Annotated in this window: 14 protein-coding genes; 7 read left to right on the forward strand and 7 right to left on the reverse strand. The window is 65.0% G+C overall.

What is annotated here, in order from left to right; genetic code table 11:
* Positions 1-39: 39 nt before the first annotated feature.
* The 3 genes from FOY51_RS18275 to FOY51_RS18285 all read left to right on the forward strand — a co-directional run bounded on the left by FOY51_RS18275 (position 40) and on the right by FOY51_RS18285 (position 2740).
* A complete protein-coding gene (locus FOY51_RS18275; RefSeq protein ID WP_149431701.1) occupies positions 40-732 on the forward strand; it encodes a PadR family transcriptional regulator in 693 nt (230 codons plus the stop codon).
* 161 nt (positions 733-893) lie between these two features.
* Complete coding sequence (locus FOY51_RS18280) at positions 894-1916, forward strand: ABC transporter ATP-binding protein (protein ID WP_149431702.1); 1023 nt, start codon at positions 894-896, stop codon at positions 1914-1916.
* A complete protein-coding gene (locus FOY51_RS18285; protein ID WP_149431703.1) occupies positions 1913-2740 on the forward strand; it encodes an ABC transporter permease in 828 nt (275 codons plus the stop codon). The genes FOY51_RS18280 and FOY51_RS18285 overlap by 4 nt, the downstream gene beginning before the upstream one ends.
* 35 nt (positions 2741-2775) lie before the next feature.
* On the opposite strand, the gene FOY51_RS18290 is transcribed toward FOY51_RS18285, so the two are convergent.
* Positions 2776-3327: an NADPH-dependent FMN reductase gene (locus FOY51_RS18290; RefSeq protein ID WP_214633117.1), complete on the reverse strand. Its 552-nt coding sequence runs from the start codon at positions 3325-3327 to the stop codon at positions 2776-2778.
* Between the two features lie 96 nt (positions 3328-3423).
* Here FOY51_RS18290 and FOY51_RS18295 point away from each other — a divergent pair, with 96 nt between their 5' ends.
* Positions 3424-4446: a GAF domain-containing protein gene (locus tag FOY51_RS18295; RefSeq protein ID WP_149431704.1), complete on the forward strand. Its 1023-nt coding sequence runs from the start codon at positions 3424-3426 to the stop codon at positions 4444-4446.
* Positions 4447-4690: 244 nt separating this feature from the next.
* Here FOY51_RS18295 and FOY51_RS18300 read toward each other — a convergent pair whose 3' ends face one another.
* From FOY51_RS18300 to FOY51_RS18310, 3 genes are read right to left on the reverse strand one after another with little or no spacing between them, the layout of a single operon-like run.
* Positions 4691-5344: a class I SAM-dependent methyltransferase gene (locus tag FOY51_RS18300; RefSeq protein WP_149431705.1), complete on the reverse strand. Its 654-nt coding sequence runs from the start codon at positions 5342-5344 to the stop codon at positions 4691-4693.
* The gene (locus FOY51_RS18305) at positions 5341-6030 is read right to left on the reverse strand and encodes a TIGR04282 family arsenosugar biosynthesis glycosyltransferase (protein WP_149431706.1); all 690 of its coding nucleotides are present in this window, start codon (positions 6028-6030) and stop codon (positions 5341-5343) included. Before FOY51_RS18305 ends, FOY51_RS18300 begins: the two co-directional genes overlap by 4 nt.
* A complete protein-coding gene (locus FOY51_RS18310) occupies positions 6027-6680 on the reverse strand; it encodes a glycosyltransferase family 2 protein (protein WP_149431707.1) in 654 nt (217 codons plus the stop codon). The genes FOY51_RS18305 and FOY51_RS18310 overlap by 4 nt, the downstream gene beginning before the upstream one ends.
* Positions 6681-6803: 123 nt before the next feature.
* Between FOY51_RS18310 and FOY51_RS18315 the strand changes: the two genes are divergently transcribed.
* Genes FOY51_RS18315 through FOY51_RS18325 form a run of 3 tightly spaced genes read left to right on the forward strand, consistent with a single transcriptional unit; the run spans position 6804 to position 9886 of the window.
* On the forward strand, positions 6804-8159 hold the full coding sequence (locus FOY51_RS18315; protein WP_371830465.1) for a hypothetical protein: 1356 nt from the start codon (positions 6804-6806) through the stop codon (positions 8157-8159).
* 4 nt (positions 8160-8163) lie between these two features.
* Positions 8164-8868 (forward strand): response regulator transcription factor, encoded by a 705-nt coding sequence (locus FOY51_RS18320; RefSeq protein ID WP_149431708.1) that lies wholly within the window; start codon positions 8164-8166, stop codon positions 8866-8868.
* A complete protein-coding gene (locus tag FOY51_RS18325) occupies positions 8858-9886 on the forward strand; it encodes a sensor histidine kinase (protein ID WP_149431709.1) in 1029 nt (342 codons plus the stop codon). Before FOY51_RS18320 ends, FOY51_RS18325 begins: the two co-directional genes overlap by 11 nt.
* A gap of 12 nt (positions 9887-9898) precedes the next feature.
* On the opposite strand, the gene FOY51_RS18330 is transcribed toward FOY51_RS18325, so the two are convergent.
* Genes FOY51_RS18330 through FOY51_RS18340 form a run of 3 tightly spaced genes read right to left on the reverse strand, consistent with a single transcriptional unit; the run spans position 9899 to position 14104 of the window.
* Complete coding sequence (locus FOY51_RS18330; protein ID WP_149431710.1) at positions 9899-10690, reverse strand: IclR family transcriptional regulator; 792 nt, start codon at positions 10688-10690, stop codon at positions 9899-9901.
* 34 nt (positions 10691-10724) lie between these two features.
* Entirely contained in the window at positions 10725-12554 is a 1830-nt protein-coding gene (locus FOY51_RS18335; protein ID WP_149431711.1) for a putative nucleotidyltransferase substrate binding domain-containing protein, read from the reverse strand.
* Positions 12551-14104 (reverse strand): GMC family oxidoreductase, encoded by a 1554-nt coding sequence (locus tag FOY51_RS18340; RefSeq protein ID WP_149431712.1) that lies wholly within the window; start codon positions 14102-14104, stop codon positions 12551-12553. Before FOY51_RS18340 ends, FOY51_RS18335 begins: the two co-directional genes overlap by 4 nt.

Raw genomic sequence — 14104 nt, forward strand, 5'->3', positions numbered from 1 at the left:
GGATAATCTATTCAGAGTAATAGCAGAGGAGGTCCGGCTATGGGCGCACGCAAGAAGTTCAGCCGAGCCAATCCGCTTGCGCTCGCAGTGCTTTCACTGCTCTACGAACGCCAGATGCACCCGTATCAGATGTCGCAGACCTTGAAGGATCGCGGCAAGCAAGATTCGGTGCGGCTGAACTTCGGTTCGTTGTATTCGGTGGTGGAATCGCTGGTGCGCCAAGGTTTCGTGAAACCGGTCGCAACGGAACAGGACGGAAATCGCCCGGCACGCACCATCTACGACCTCACCGACGCGGGCACCGACGAAGTGCTCGCCTGGATGCGCGACCTGGTTCGCGAACCGGTCAAGGAGTACCCGCAGTTCATGGCTGCGCTGTCGTTCCTGCCGATCCTGTCGCCTACCGAGGCGGGCACGTTGCTGCACGAACGCGCACAGGCCGTGCGCGACCGAATTGCCGACATGCAACACGAGATCGACGAGGTGGACGCCGTGCTACCGGAACTGTTCGTCATCGAGTCGCAATACGAAATCGCCGTTGCACGAGCTGAATTGGCTTTCGTGGAGTCGTTGGCCGGAAAGATCGAGTCCGGCACCTTGCGTGGGTCCGGCCTGTGGCAGAAGCTGCACGACCGGATGGCGGCACTCGGCGTGACTCGGCCACCATCGTCCGAGATCGACAAGATATTCGTAGAAATGGAGGTGCCACTCCCCCGAGGGAACAACGGCTAGACCTACAGCAACGGCCCGAGTGCGCCAACACCCGAGCCGCTACCGGATCCGAACCGACCGATACCGCTTCCGAAGAAGCACAGCGTCGATGCGTTTCGTCTGCAACTCGAGCATATACGTCTGTGTCCGGTCGGTTCGATCCACGAACCGAAGGAACTCACATGTCCAGTTCAGCCATGCCCGCTGTCGAGGTGGACCACCTCGTCAAAACCTATTCCGGCGGCCGAAAGCAGCCTGACGTAAGGGCTCTCGACGATCTCAGCTTCGCGATCCCGGCAGGCACCGTCTACGGACTCCTCGGGCCCAACGGTGCCGGGAAGTCGACCACGACCAAGATCTGCACCACGCTGTCGGCGGCGACGTCGGGATCGGCGCGGGTGTCCGGGTTCGACGTTCGAGGTGACGCCGACGCAGTGCGACAGCACATCGGCTACGTATCCCAGGGCACCGCCGCCGATCCACGACAGACTCCGATGGAGAACCTGATGATGTCGGCCAGACTTCGCGGCATCTCGCGCCCCGATGCCACCGATCGATCGAAAGCGCTACTGGCACAGTTCGATCTGTCCGAGGCCGCCGACCGCAAAGTCAGCAAGTTGTCGGGCGGTATGCGTCGCAAGTTGGATGTGGCGCTCGGTCTGGTCCACTCACCCTCCGTGTTGTTTCTCGACGAGCCGACCACAGGTTTGGATCCGGAAGCTCGCGCGGAGATGTGGGCGGAGATCCGCAGGCTCGCAGCAGAAAAGGCTCTCACCGTAGTGCTGACAACGCACTATCTGGAGGAAGCCGACGAGCTGGCCGATCGGCTGGTGATCATCGACCACGGCCGATCGGTGATCGAAGGGACGCCGTCGGAACTCAAGGCCACCCTCGACGGCGACACGCTCAGCGTCGAACTGCTGGAACCGGACGTCGCCGCGGTCCGCCGCGCCGCGGAATCCATTCCGGCACTGCGCCATGTGGTCGTCGAAGCTCGCGGCACCAGCGGGCGTCTGTTCGCCCGTGCCGACGATCCGGCCGCGATCATCGGGCGGGTCATCTCCGCATTCGATTCTGCCGGTATCGAATTCGGCGCCGTCTCGGTTTCTCGACCGTCTCTGGACGACGTCTATCTCCACTACGCAGGCCGCGCGTATCAAATCGATGCGGGCACAGTAGACAACACGGACAAGGTGTCGGCATGACTACCACGCTCGTATCACCGCGCACCGCAATGGAATCCACCCTCCACCAAGCAGGCTGGTTCACGGCCGCGGGTCAGGTCTTTCATCGGTGGGGCCTCAATACCCTTCGCGAGTCTTGGGGCGTCGGTATCAGCCTGCTGCAGCCGATCGTCTGGATCCTGTTGTTCGGGCAAGTATTCAAGTCGATCGGCAACATTCCCGGCTTCGGATCGGACAACTACATCACCTTCTTGGTACCCGGTGTGCTGATGATGACGGTGCTGTTCTCCGGCGCGTGGGCGGGCACCGGCTACATCGAGGACATCGACAACGGCGTCATGAATCACACCCTCACGGCGCCGGTGCACAAGAGCGCACTGGTTGCGGGTCATCTCGGGCAGCTGCTGATCACGGGGCTGGTGCAGTCGGCGATCGTGCTGGGGATCGGGTTCGCGGGCGGTGCCCGCTATCCCGGCGGCGTGCTCGGAATCGTCCTCGCGCTGGCGGCGGCAACCATGCTTGCCGCTATCTTCTGCTCGTGCTCCAACGCGATCGCGCTGACCGCGCGTAGTCAGATCGCACTGATCGGGGTGTCGCAAATGGTGGTTCTACCTGCGACATTCCTGTCGTCGGCGATGATGGCGTCCGATCTGATGCCGGGTTGGGTGCAGAGCATCTCGAAGTACAACCCGGTGTCGTGGGCCGTCGATATCGGCAGGTCGGGTCTGAACGGGACACCCGATTGGCCGTTCATCGCGTGGCACTTCGGATTTCTCGCGGCACTCACCGCCGTGACCTTCTGGTGGGCAATCGCGGCTTTCCGCAACTACCAGCGCTCGTTGTGAGCGGTGCGTGAAGTCGGGTGCCCCAGCACCCGACTTCACGCACGGCCGAGCGCAGCGACTACGGCTTCGAGCTGATCGCTGTACCCCACCAGCAACCCATCGGCGCCGACATCGTTGCGCGACAGCGGCATCCGGATGCACGCATCGTCGACGATCTTCGCTTGGATGTAGCCGAGAACGGTTCGCATTGCGTCGTGCGCACCCGAACCGCCGTTGGGCGCCGCCACCGATGCCACGTTGATCCAGCCGGTCGGCTTGTCGCTCATCACGATCGAGCCCACCAGCCAGTCGAGCAGGTTCTTGAAGCTGCCGGGCAGCGTGCCGGCGTATTCCGGCGTACAGAACAGCACAGCATCCGCCGCTGCCACCGAATTGCGCAGCGCCGCAACGGTCGCCGGGAGCGGTTCCTGATCGTCGTCGGGGTTGAAGGCAGGCAGGTCGGCGAGTCCGTCGTAGAGTTCGGTCACCACCCCATCAGGCACCGAGGCGGCGACCGTCCGTAGCGTCGCGGTGTTGGTCGAGCCCGATCGCGTACTACCCGATATCAACACGATCCGCATGCGCCTCCCCTTCGCCCCTCCGACCATGCCGTCTATTGTGCCGGATGCGCATATTTCGACGGTTCGCTTATCCCGACTGGTCGGTACTGCGATAATGCGGGTCGGAGGGCGAGAGGATCGGTAATGGCTGGGGGACGGTGGACGGTCGTCGAGACGTTGGGCGCGCAGAACACCTGGTCCGTCCTGGCGATCGACGGCAGGCCGACCGAATGGAAGTCGATCGCCCGCTCGCTACCCACGTCCGCACTCCCCCTTGTGGCCGTCGTTCACGAACGCGGCGAAACTGTGGAACGACGATTACCCCCATCACGCCAACTCAAAGACGGCAATTGCGTCCGCGCGATTCCCATCCCGGGTCCCGACGGTGTCGTCCATGCGGTACTGATCTGGGTCGGTGACGACTTTCCAACAGCGGCGCCACCTGCCGTTGCGGGATTCTCCTACTCCAGCACAAGTCGGACGCTGGAGCTCAGCGACGACCTCTACGCACAGTTGGACCTCCCTAAGGTGGCGAATCGCTCCCGATGGACCGGTCCGGAAGCATTTCGGCGGGTGGAGCGATTCGACTCGGCGCTGGAATTGATCAGCATGACCATCGATCCCACGCCGAACGATCGCTGGCTCGGCCAGCTCTCGCTGCGAGCAGAAACCGGTACGCGCAGGTTGACGTTGGCTTTTCGCAACGGCGACACCCCGAACGATGTGGCGTGGCGCTGCCTGGCGATCGACGTGTCCGAAACGACGCCACCCGACTCGGTGACGGTCGAGACCGCTGCTCTTGCCGCGCTGAGCGCGCGGAACCCGTCGACGTACATCGCGCTCGTCGACATCGCGCACACACGGTTGATCCGGTGGGTGACCGATCCTGTTCCCGGCATCTTGTGGAAGGGAATCGCCGACGAGCGTGAATCGGCGCACCCCGACGATGTCGCACGTGTGCGAGCCACCACCCGGGATGCCTTGGCTTCCGGGAACACCACCGCACGGGTGACCGGCCTTCGGCTGCGCCGGAAAGGCGGCGGCTGGACCGTCGTCGACGCCACGGGTTCGCTGCTTCCTCACACGGGGAAGGCCATGCTGGTGTTGGTCGAGTACACGGTGGTCGGCTCTTCGGACGAACCGGACCCTGTGCCGCCGCACAGCTAGCTCACCTGCACGTTTCGGGCTTGGCGCAAATGCCATTTACACTGTGAGTGCGCTCTCGTTCTCGGGAGTTACCTGGAGCCTGTTCACCCGGCATACAGATGCAGCGATCATCTCATCTGAATTCGGCATGCCGAATTGCGCGAACATCGCAATTTGCCGCGTCCGCCGAGTTCGGGACGAGTTTCCGCGGGGTTGTCTGCATCGAGGGGTTGCAGGCAATCCCGTCGGCGCCGTCGATTCCGACCTATCCGATCGCCATCCGCACGACATGGCGACCCGACACCTCCACCGCGTCCACCACCCGGAGTCCGGCTGCCGTGGCGAGCTCGTCCGCCAACTCCACACCCACGTGCGCCCAGGGAAACCACGGGCCGACGTCGCCGTCGGTCTCGAGCCGCACCGGAAACGACGCCAAGCCCGATCCACGACGCCCGAATTCCACAACAGCGACGCCGTCGCGACACAACAGTTGACGGGCTCGCTGCAGGGTGCGTACCGGATCTCCGCCGATTCCGACGTTTCCGTCCGCCAGCAGCGCGAAACTCCACCGCCCGGTTCCTGGCAGCCGCCCGAAGATGTCGCGCTGCAAGGCGGGCGCGCCGCGTTGCCGGGTCACCGCGACCGCCATCGCCGAGACGTCGACGCCGAGCGCCGCAACCCCGCGGCGCACCAACTCCCCTACCAGCCGACCCGGCCCACAGCCCAGATCGACGGTCGGCCCGTCGCAGCGATCGATCAGCGCGAAATCGAGGGCTCGGTCCGCGTCGGTCAGACCGGCGAATCCCAGCCACCGATTGGTCGGCATCGCACGCTTGGATCCGTCGCTGCGGCGCACCCAGCACCTCTCGCCGGCCAGCGCCAAATCGTAGAGATCCGTTCGAACAGTCGCCGTTGTCAATTCCCGACCTCCATGATCAGCGTGGGCGCCACCTCGGCGACTACGCGGCGAAAGTGTCCGTCCGCCCGGGCAACCGCGCACACGCGACTTACATCATCCGGAACATCCACGTCGGCCAGCTCGGGCAGCGCAACCACTCGCGCACCCGACGATCGCAGCGCTGCAAGGGTTTCCGCTCCCGTTGTGTCCGTCGACATCGGCACGCCGATCAGTGCCTGTGCCGATAGCGGATCCCGCACGCCCAATGCCCACCAGCCGCCGTCGGTTGCCATGCCGAGCACCGCATCGGACTCACACAGCAGTTGCGCTCCGGCGGAGAGCAATTCGGCGTCAACCTGCGGTGTGTCCATGCCGATCTGCAGTGTCGGAAGACCGGTCAGTGCTCCGCAGTCGGCGTGCGCATTGGCAAGGCGGTGAGCAAAATCGGATCCACGCTGCGCAATCACGTCGAATTCGGCCAACGCACTTCGGATTTCGGCGCCGCACTCGGCGTGCCCGAGATCGCCGGTGAGCGCCACCACCCGCTTGGCAACCGGTGTACGCGCAACGGCGTCGAGGGTGTCGAGCAGGGCGGCGGCCGCAAGTCGAGCCGCATCGGCTCCGGACATCGCAGCCTGCAGCCGTGTCTTCGCCTGCCCCGCAACAGGGGCCTTCGCCACGACGAGTATCGCAACCTGGATTCTCATCGCACCGCCCAGAAGTCTCGTACGACGCGCAGCGTTCCGATCAGCGACCCCGAAACCTTCGATGCACCATGTGTTCTCGGTGAATATGTGATATCGCGCTCGGACACGGACCAACCGGACCGAGAGGCGCGCACCAGCAACTCGAGCGGATACCCGAAGCGTGGGTGCAGGGGCCCCAGATCCAACAGCGATTGCCTACGTGCAACCCGCATTGCGCCGATGTCGTGTACCGGCAGTCCGTAGTGATGCCGCAATCGGTAGGCCAGCAACCCATTTCCGGCACGGGCATGAATCGGCCAGTCCCGTGAGCGAACCGGCCTACGTCGACCGACTGCCAGATCGGCACCGCCGTCGACGACATCGAAGACGAGAGCGGGCAATTCGCCCGGGTCCATCGATCCGTCACCGTCGAGTACCGCGACCACCTCGGTGACCGCCGCGTCGATTCCGGCTTGCACGGCAGCGCCGTAGCCCTTGGCGGACTCGTGGACCACCCGAGCACCACCGTCAGCGGCGACAGCTGCCGTTGCGTCGTCCGATCCGTTGTCCACCACGATCACCTGGTACCCAAACGGCATTTTCGCAAGCACACCAGGTATTGCCCCCTCTTCGTTCAGACACGGAATCACCACCGTCACCTGTTGTGTCATGAACCCGACGCTAACGCCCGCACCGCTTGCCGTGGTCGAGATAGCGGTGACAAAACAATGACGTCGTGACCGATCGGACGAAGATCCGACCGGGTTGAGTGCGGCGGAACCTATCGTGATGGTGTGACGGCACCGACATCGGAAACTGCGACGGCACCCCGGACGAACTCGACGCGCTGGGATGTCGTCGGGGCGACGGTGGGCGCCGTCCTGATCGGTATCGCCTTCCTGGTACCGCGCCTGATGGACGAAAAATGGCGCAAGAAGATGAACGCCGAAGCCGCACCGATTTTCGGCAAGTGGAACGTGCACATGGGGTGGGGCACGGTGCCCGCCATTCTCGTCGCGATCGCCGTTGTCCTTTACGGCCCGGCACTGGCGCGGCGCATCCGCTGGCGATCGCTGCTCGTCGTGACCTGGCTGACCGGGCTCGCGTGGTCGTTCGCACTGGTCATGGTGGACGGCTGGCAACGGGGATTCGTCCATGTCTTCCAGGACCCCAACGAATATCTGCACGAGGTCGGCGGCGTGACCGACATTCCCGCGACCCTGCGCGGATTCTCCGATCGAATCCTGGATTTTCAGCCCGACTCGTGGACCACGCATGTGTCCGGCCACCCGCCGGGCGCCCTGCTGATCTTCGTCTGGCTCGACCGAATCGGGCTGCGAGGGCCCACCTGGGCCGGAATCGTCTGCGTCCTGGTCGGATTGACCGCCGCGCTGGCCGTGCTGATAGCCGTGAGAGCGCTGGCATCGGAGGACCTGGCACGGTCGGCGGCACCGTTTCTCGCGATGGCGCCCGCAGCGATCTGGATCGCGGTATCGGCCGACGCGATCTTCGCCGCCATCACCGCCTGGGCGGTGGCCCTGCTGGCCATCGCTGCCACCCGAACCACCCGCGCACCGGTGGTCGCTGCGCTCGGGGCCGGCGTGCTGTTCGGATTCGGCATCTACGTCAACTACGGCCTGGTGTTGATGGGCATTCCCGCGGTCGCGGTGCTGGTGGCCGCTCGCACTGTGCGCCCGCTGTTTCCCGCTCTCGTCGGCGCCCTCATCGTCGCGGCCGCTTTCACAGCAAGTGGCTTCTGGTGGTTGGACGGCTATCACCTTGTGGTGCAGCGGTATTACCAGGGCATAGCGTCGGAACGGCCGTACAACTACTGGGTGTGGGCAAATCTCGCCGCCGCGACCTGCGCTACCGGCCTTGCTGTGCCCGCAGCGTTGCATCGACCCATCTCGCTGGGCGGGTTGCGTACGCGCAACGGCCTGACATACCTGGTCACAGCCGCCGGGCTCGCCATGATCGCGGCAGATCTGAGCGCGCTGAGCAAGGCCGAGACCGAACGCATTTGGCTGCCCTTCACCATCTGGCTGATCTCGGCCACCGCGCTCCTACCCGAGCGCCACAAGCGCGCCTGGCTGGCAGTGCAGGCAACCGGTGCGCTGGTCCTCGTCCATCTCATCCTGACCAACTGGTGACGATATGAACATTCTTGTGGCAGATGACGATCCGATGGTGCGAGAAGTAGTGGCGCGCTACCTCGATCTGGCCGGATTCACCGTCGTCCAGGCCGGCGACGGTCCGGAGGCAACGCACGTGCTCGCACGCGGCGGAATCGACCTGGCCGTCCTCGACGTCATGATGCCCGCGCCGGACGGCATCGCGATCTGCCGCGCCCTGCGCCGTGGACCCCACCACGACATCCCGATCATCCTGCTGACGGCGCTGGGCGACGAGGACGATCGCGTGCTCGGACTGGAGGCAGGCGCGGACGACTACGTCACCAAACCGTTCAGCCCACGCGAATTGGCCCTGCGCGTCGGATCGGTATTGCGCCGCACCGCGCCCGCCGCAACCACGGGTGCTGCGGCATTGCGCGACGGCTCTATCGATCTTCGACCGGACTCCAGAGCCGTGTACGTCGATCACGTGCCCCTGGACCTGACCGCGCGCGAATTCGACTTGCTCGCACACTTTCTCGCCAATCCGCAGCGGGTGTACAGCAGGGAAGAACTGCTCGCCCAGGTGTGGGGCTGGTCGTTCGGCGACCAATCGACAGTGACCGTGCACGTCAAGCGACTCCGAGCGAAACTCGGAACCCAGCACCGCATCGACACCGTCTGGGGCCGTGGATACGCCTGGGCGCGAGCGGATATCGCGGAAGAGGAAGGTACCCATGCCGACTGATCTGGGCGGAATCGTCTTGTATGCAGTGCTGTTCTCGCTGCCCGTCGTGGTTCTGGGAGCGGTGATTCTTCGCGGTACTCGCCACCTGTCGCTGATCACGAGCATGGCAGTTCTGGTACTGATACCCACGCTGTCCACATTGGCGGGCGTGATCGGCGTCAGTGGCCTGATGTTCACCGACGAGCTCGAACGAACGGCCGTCGTCCTGGTCGTGGTTGCCGCCGTCACCGTTCCTGCCGCCCTGGTCCTCGGCAGGTATCAAGCTCGACGCACCGTGTGGGAGAAGCAGATCCGCGATCAGGAACGCGCGGCCGAACAATCACGTCGCGAACTCGTCGCCTGGGTGAGCCACGATCTGCGCACCCCGCTCGCGGGGATCCGCGCGATGGCCGAGGCGCTGAAAGACGGGGTGGTCACCGACCATGCCGACGTGGCGCGCTACTCCGATCAGATCGTGCGGGACGCCGAACGATTGAATTCGATGGTCGACGACCTGTTCGAGATGTCGAAGATCAATGCAGGCGCGCTACGACTCACCATGGAGCCCGTCGACCTCCACGAAATCATCGACGAAGTGCTGGCAGCCAATCGGCTTGCCGCCGAACGCGCATCGGTGCGACTGCACGCCGAACCACCACTGGCGCGAGTGGTGGTCTCGGGAAGCGACCGCGCACTGGGACGCGTGCTCACCAACCTGGTGTCCAACGCCATCGCGCACACCCCGCCCGGCGGCGCCGTGGAGGTATCGGCCGGAACCGACGGCACGCATGCCTGGACTCGAGTCGACGACACCGGGCCGGGCATCGCCGAACACGACTTGCCGCGCATCTTCGAAGTTGCCTACCGCGGAACCGCCGCGCGCTCGCCGGTGGCGTCCGACGGCTTGCCGTCCGGCAGTGGGCTGGGTTTGGCGATCGCGGCCGGGCTCGTCGAGGCACATCACGGCGGCATCGTCGCGCTCAACAAGGAGCAGGGCTGCAGGTTCGAAGTCCGGTTACCGCTCGCCGTCGACGCGTGACCTGAACCGCAGTCAACCCACGTAGCCGAGGCGCCTGCTGATGCCTCCCGCGGCGTCGATCGCCCGTTGCGCGACGTCCTCGAACCGGCCGGCTTCCAGTCGGTAGGTCGGCCCCGAAACACTCAGGGCAGCAACGACGTTGGACGAATGATCACGCACCGGCGCGGCAACCGCGTTCAGCCCGATCTCGAGTTCCTCACTGACGCTTGCCCATCCGACCGCGCGCACGGCCGACAGCTGAGACTCCAGCACTCCGAAGTCGACGACGGTGTTGGGCGTGAACGATTCCAGCTGCTCGCCCGCATTCCGACGCAACTCGGTGGGCGACAACTCCGACAGCAACACCTTGCCGCTCGACGTCGCGTGCAGCGGGCTGCTCTGCCCGACCCACGTTCGCAGGGCAACCCCTGCGGGGCCCGCCGCTTCGACGATGTTCACAGCCCGACCGCCGTCGAGGATGGCCAGGTTGACGGTCTCGCCGATCGAGTTCGCGAGCCGATCGCAGGTGGCTTGTCCCTGCTTTGCCAGATCGATCTGCGCAGTGGTGGAGCCGGCGAGTCGCACGATGGAAAAGCCCAGCCGATACTTTCCGCGATCGGTGAGTTGCTCCACGTAGCCGCGGGCTTCGAGGACCGCGACCAGCCGCGAGACCGTCGACTTGTGCACACCCAGTTCGCCTGCCAACTCGGTGACGCCTGCGGTACCCAGCTTGGCGAGAATCTCCAGTACCAGCAGTGCACGATCGACAGACTGCACCGCCGCAGCGCCGCGGCCGCCTTTGTCGTCCTCTGCTGGCTGTTTCATGGTTCGACCCAGTCTAAGCAGTAGGACTTTCTCCTCAGCCGGCGAGAGTAGCTGCCAGGTGGCTGACCCGCCGCTGCACTGCCGCGATCTCCCGGACTCCGTCGCCCAGGAGGCTGCGCCCCAACGGGCTGAGCTCGGCCAGCGACACGATGTCACCCGGTCGGTGGCCTGCCTCGATCTGATCGATCTGGTGTGACATCCGCAGCTGCTGCAAATGGGCGAAGACCTCGGCGAGAATGTCGGCATCGCGTGCTGACAGCAGCCCGTTGCCCGCGCCTGCACGCAATCGCGCGACCGTGGACGCCGAGCCGATACCGACGGTCAGCCCACTCCACCGGGCGAGGTTGACGATCGGCGTCAGCGCATGCGCTTTGAGATCGAACGTGCCTGCGCGACGGGACAGGACATCGCGCATCGACCGCAGCCGGACCTTGTCCGACAACGCATTGAGCAATTGCAATCGCAGGGCATTGGGATGATCCCGGGCCATGCTGCGGTATACGGCAGGCACCGTGTGCAATGCCTGCCGACCCCACACGACGCGCCCGTCGACCAGCAGCGACGACATGACGATTCCCCGATTTGCCAGGGGATCGTCGAGCCACCCGGATGTCGCGATGGTCCAGTCGCGGGCCGATCGCGCGAAGTCAGGGCGGCTGGCGATCGCACCGTTGGTGTCCGCGGGCAGTCCGCAGCCATCCAAAATCGTGTGGACCCGACCCGCCAGTCGTCGAAAATCGGGACCACGATCGACGGCATCGTCGGACCAGGACACGGCACTGTCCACGTCCGAGCTCGGCATCGCTTCTCGCCGGGCGACGCTTCCCAGAGTCATCCACGCGAACGCGTCTCGAGGAACGGCGGAATCGGTGAGCGCGAGTTCCAGTGCGCGCCGGACGACGCTGTCGATCACGACGGACACGATGCCGCTGGTGGCGGACGCGTCGGTGCCACCGCGAAAGAGATCCACCGCCAGCTCGGTGATTCCGGTTGCCACCGACTGCAATTCGTCGACATCTGCTGCGAGCCCTATCGAGCGACGCAGGACGAAGCTCTGTCGAGTCGACGCGGCGATCAGATCGACATCCTCGAGCACGCCCATCACCGCACCGTTCTGGCTGAGTACCGGAATATGACGTTTACCGCGCTCCAACATGTCCATCAGCACCGTGGCTGCAAGCCGGTCCGCGGTGACGCAATAGGCGGGCGCACTCATCACCGTGTGAATCGGCGCGTCGACGCTCACACCGGCGGCAACCACTCGCGTGCGCAGATCGCGATCGGTGAAGATGCCGTATTCACCGTGCTCGAGCGGGATCAGGATGTACGACGTGCGCCGATCGGTCATCACGCACACCGCATCCCGCACCGTGGTGTCGCGCGCCGTGAAGACCGGATCGCCGCGCACCAGATCACCGACCGGCCCGCGCGATGCCGACCGATCGAGTCCAGTGGTTCTGTCCGACAACGTATCCCAGGCCCGCGCCGCCAGGTAGGCGAGGCCGGCGGGTTTCGCGAACACCGGTCGCATCAGGTCGCCGGAGAGACGGATGAGGATGGTCGCCTCGACAGCCCTGGCAACGAACTGCACGCTACCTGCCGCAAGGAGCGGGAAGAATCCGAAGATCCCTCCGACGTTCACGGTGTCGACGGGAATGTCACCGACACCGTTGTCGTTGGTGGGCAACAGGTTCACCTGGCCAGCCCGCACCATCCAGACCTCGTCGGGGACGTGCGACGAGTAGTCGACTATCACCTCTCCTGCCGCGAACGTATGCGTCGTAGCCGATCCGGCCAGGTCCGCCAACTCACCCGGCGTGATCGAGTGAAACGGTGGATGGGCGGCGAGGAACTCGAGAATCATGCTCCGCGAATCAGATCCGCGCACTTCTCCGCCATGGTCATCACGGTGATGTTGGGATTGATGGCAGGCAGCTTCGGCATGGCCGACGCATCGACGACCCGCAGTTTGGTCACTCCCTTGACTCTGAGTTCCGGATCGAGCACCGCCATCGGATCGTCCACCGCACCCATACGCGCGGTCCCGGCAGGGTGGTACACGGTGTTGTGTGTCTTGTGGATGTAGTCGAGCAATTGCTCGTCGGTGGTGGCGTCCGGACCGGGCGCAAGCTCGCGCGCGATCCAACTTCGGAGCGGCTCCTGCTCGGCGATCTTGCGGGCCAATCGAATTCCCGCGATCATCACCCGTTCGTCATGGCCCTCGGCATCGGTGAAGTACCGCGGATCCACCTTGGCGCGATCCCGGAAGTCCCGCGAGCGAAGCCGGACGGTGCCACGTGAACGCCCCTGCGTGACGTTCGGTGTCAGACAGAAACCGTTGTCGGTGGTCGGATAGCCCCACCGCAAGGTATTCATGTCGAACGGCACGCTGCCGTAGTGCATCATCAGATCCGGCAGCGCCAGACCCTCTTCCGTGGTGGCGAACAGCCCGATCTCCCACCATTGCGTCGATGTGGTCACCATCGGCTTCGACGCTTCGAAGAACACCAAACCTTCCACATGGTCGTCGAGGTTCTCGCCCACACCGGGCGCGTCCACTCGGACGCTGATCCCGTTCTCACGCAGGTGGTCGGCGGGCCCGATTCCGGAGAGCATCAACAACTTCGGGGTATCGATGGCACCGGCGGTCACCACCACCTCGCGCCGCGCGGTCACCTCGTCGTACCCGGTGAGATCGGGGCGCTGGTACCGGACGCCGGTGGCGGTCAGCGAGTCGTCGATCAGGATCTCGCTCACCCAGCAGCCGGTGCGCACCTCGAGATTGGCACGCGTGTCGAGGATCGGGTGGAGGTAAGCGTGCGACGTCGACTGTCTCGATCCGTCCTCGGCACAGTTGATCTGAAACCAGCCTGCACCGTTGCGCACCGTCTCGCCACGGTTGAACTGCACGGTCGGCAGGCCCACCTTCGCCGCCGCGTCGATCACCGCCTGCCCGCACGGGTCGTCGGGCGGAACGTCACGAATCCGCACCGGACCCGTGTGACCGTGCTGTTCGCCCGGCGCGTCGTTGTTCTCCACGCGCGCTGTGTATCTCAGCGTGTCCGCACCCCAACCAGTCGCGCCCATCGCCTCCCACTCGTCCAGACCTTCGGCCGGTGGCCAGAACGCGATGCACGAGTTGTGCGACGAGCAGCCGCCCAACACCTTTGCCCGCGCGTGCCGCATGAAGCTGTTGCCGCGCTCCTGCGGCTCGATCGGATAGTCCCAGTCGTAGCCGGAATCGAGGAGATGCATCCATTCGGACAGCACCAGGATGTTGGCGTCGCCGACGTCGGACGGCCCGGCCTCCAGCAGGCACACGGTGACGGACGGATCTTCGCTCAGCCGCGCGGCGAGGACGCACCCTGCGGTGCCGCCGCCTGCGATGACATAGTCGAAGGTGTTGTCGGACAT

Source organism: Antrihabitans cavernicola, assembly GCF_008297975.1.
GTDB lineage: Bacteria > Actinomycetota > Actinomycetes > Mycobacteriales > Mycobacteriaceae > Antrihabitans > Antrihabitans cavernicola.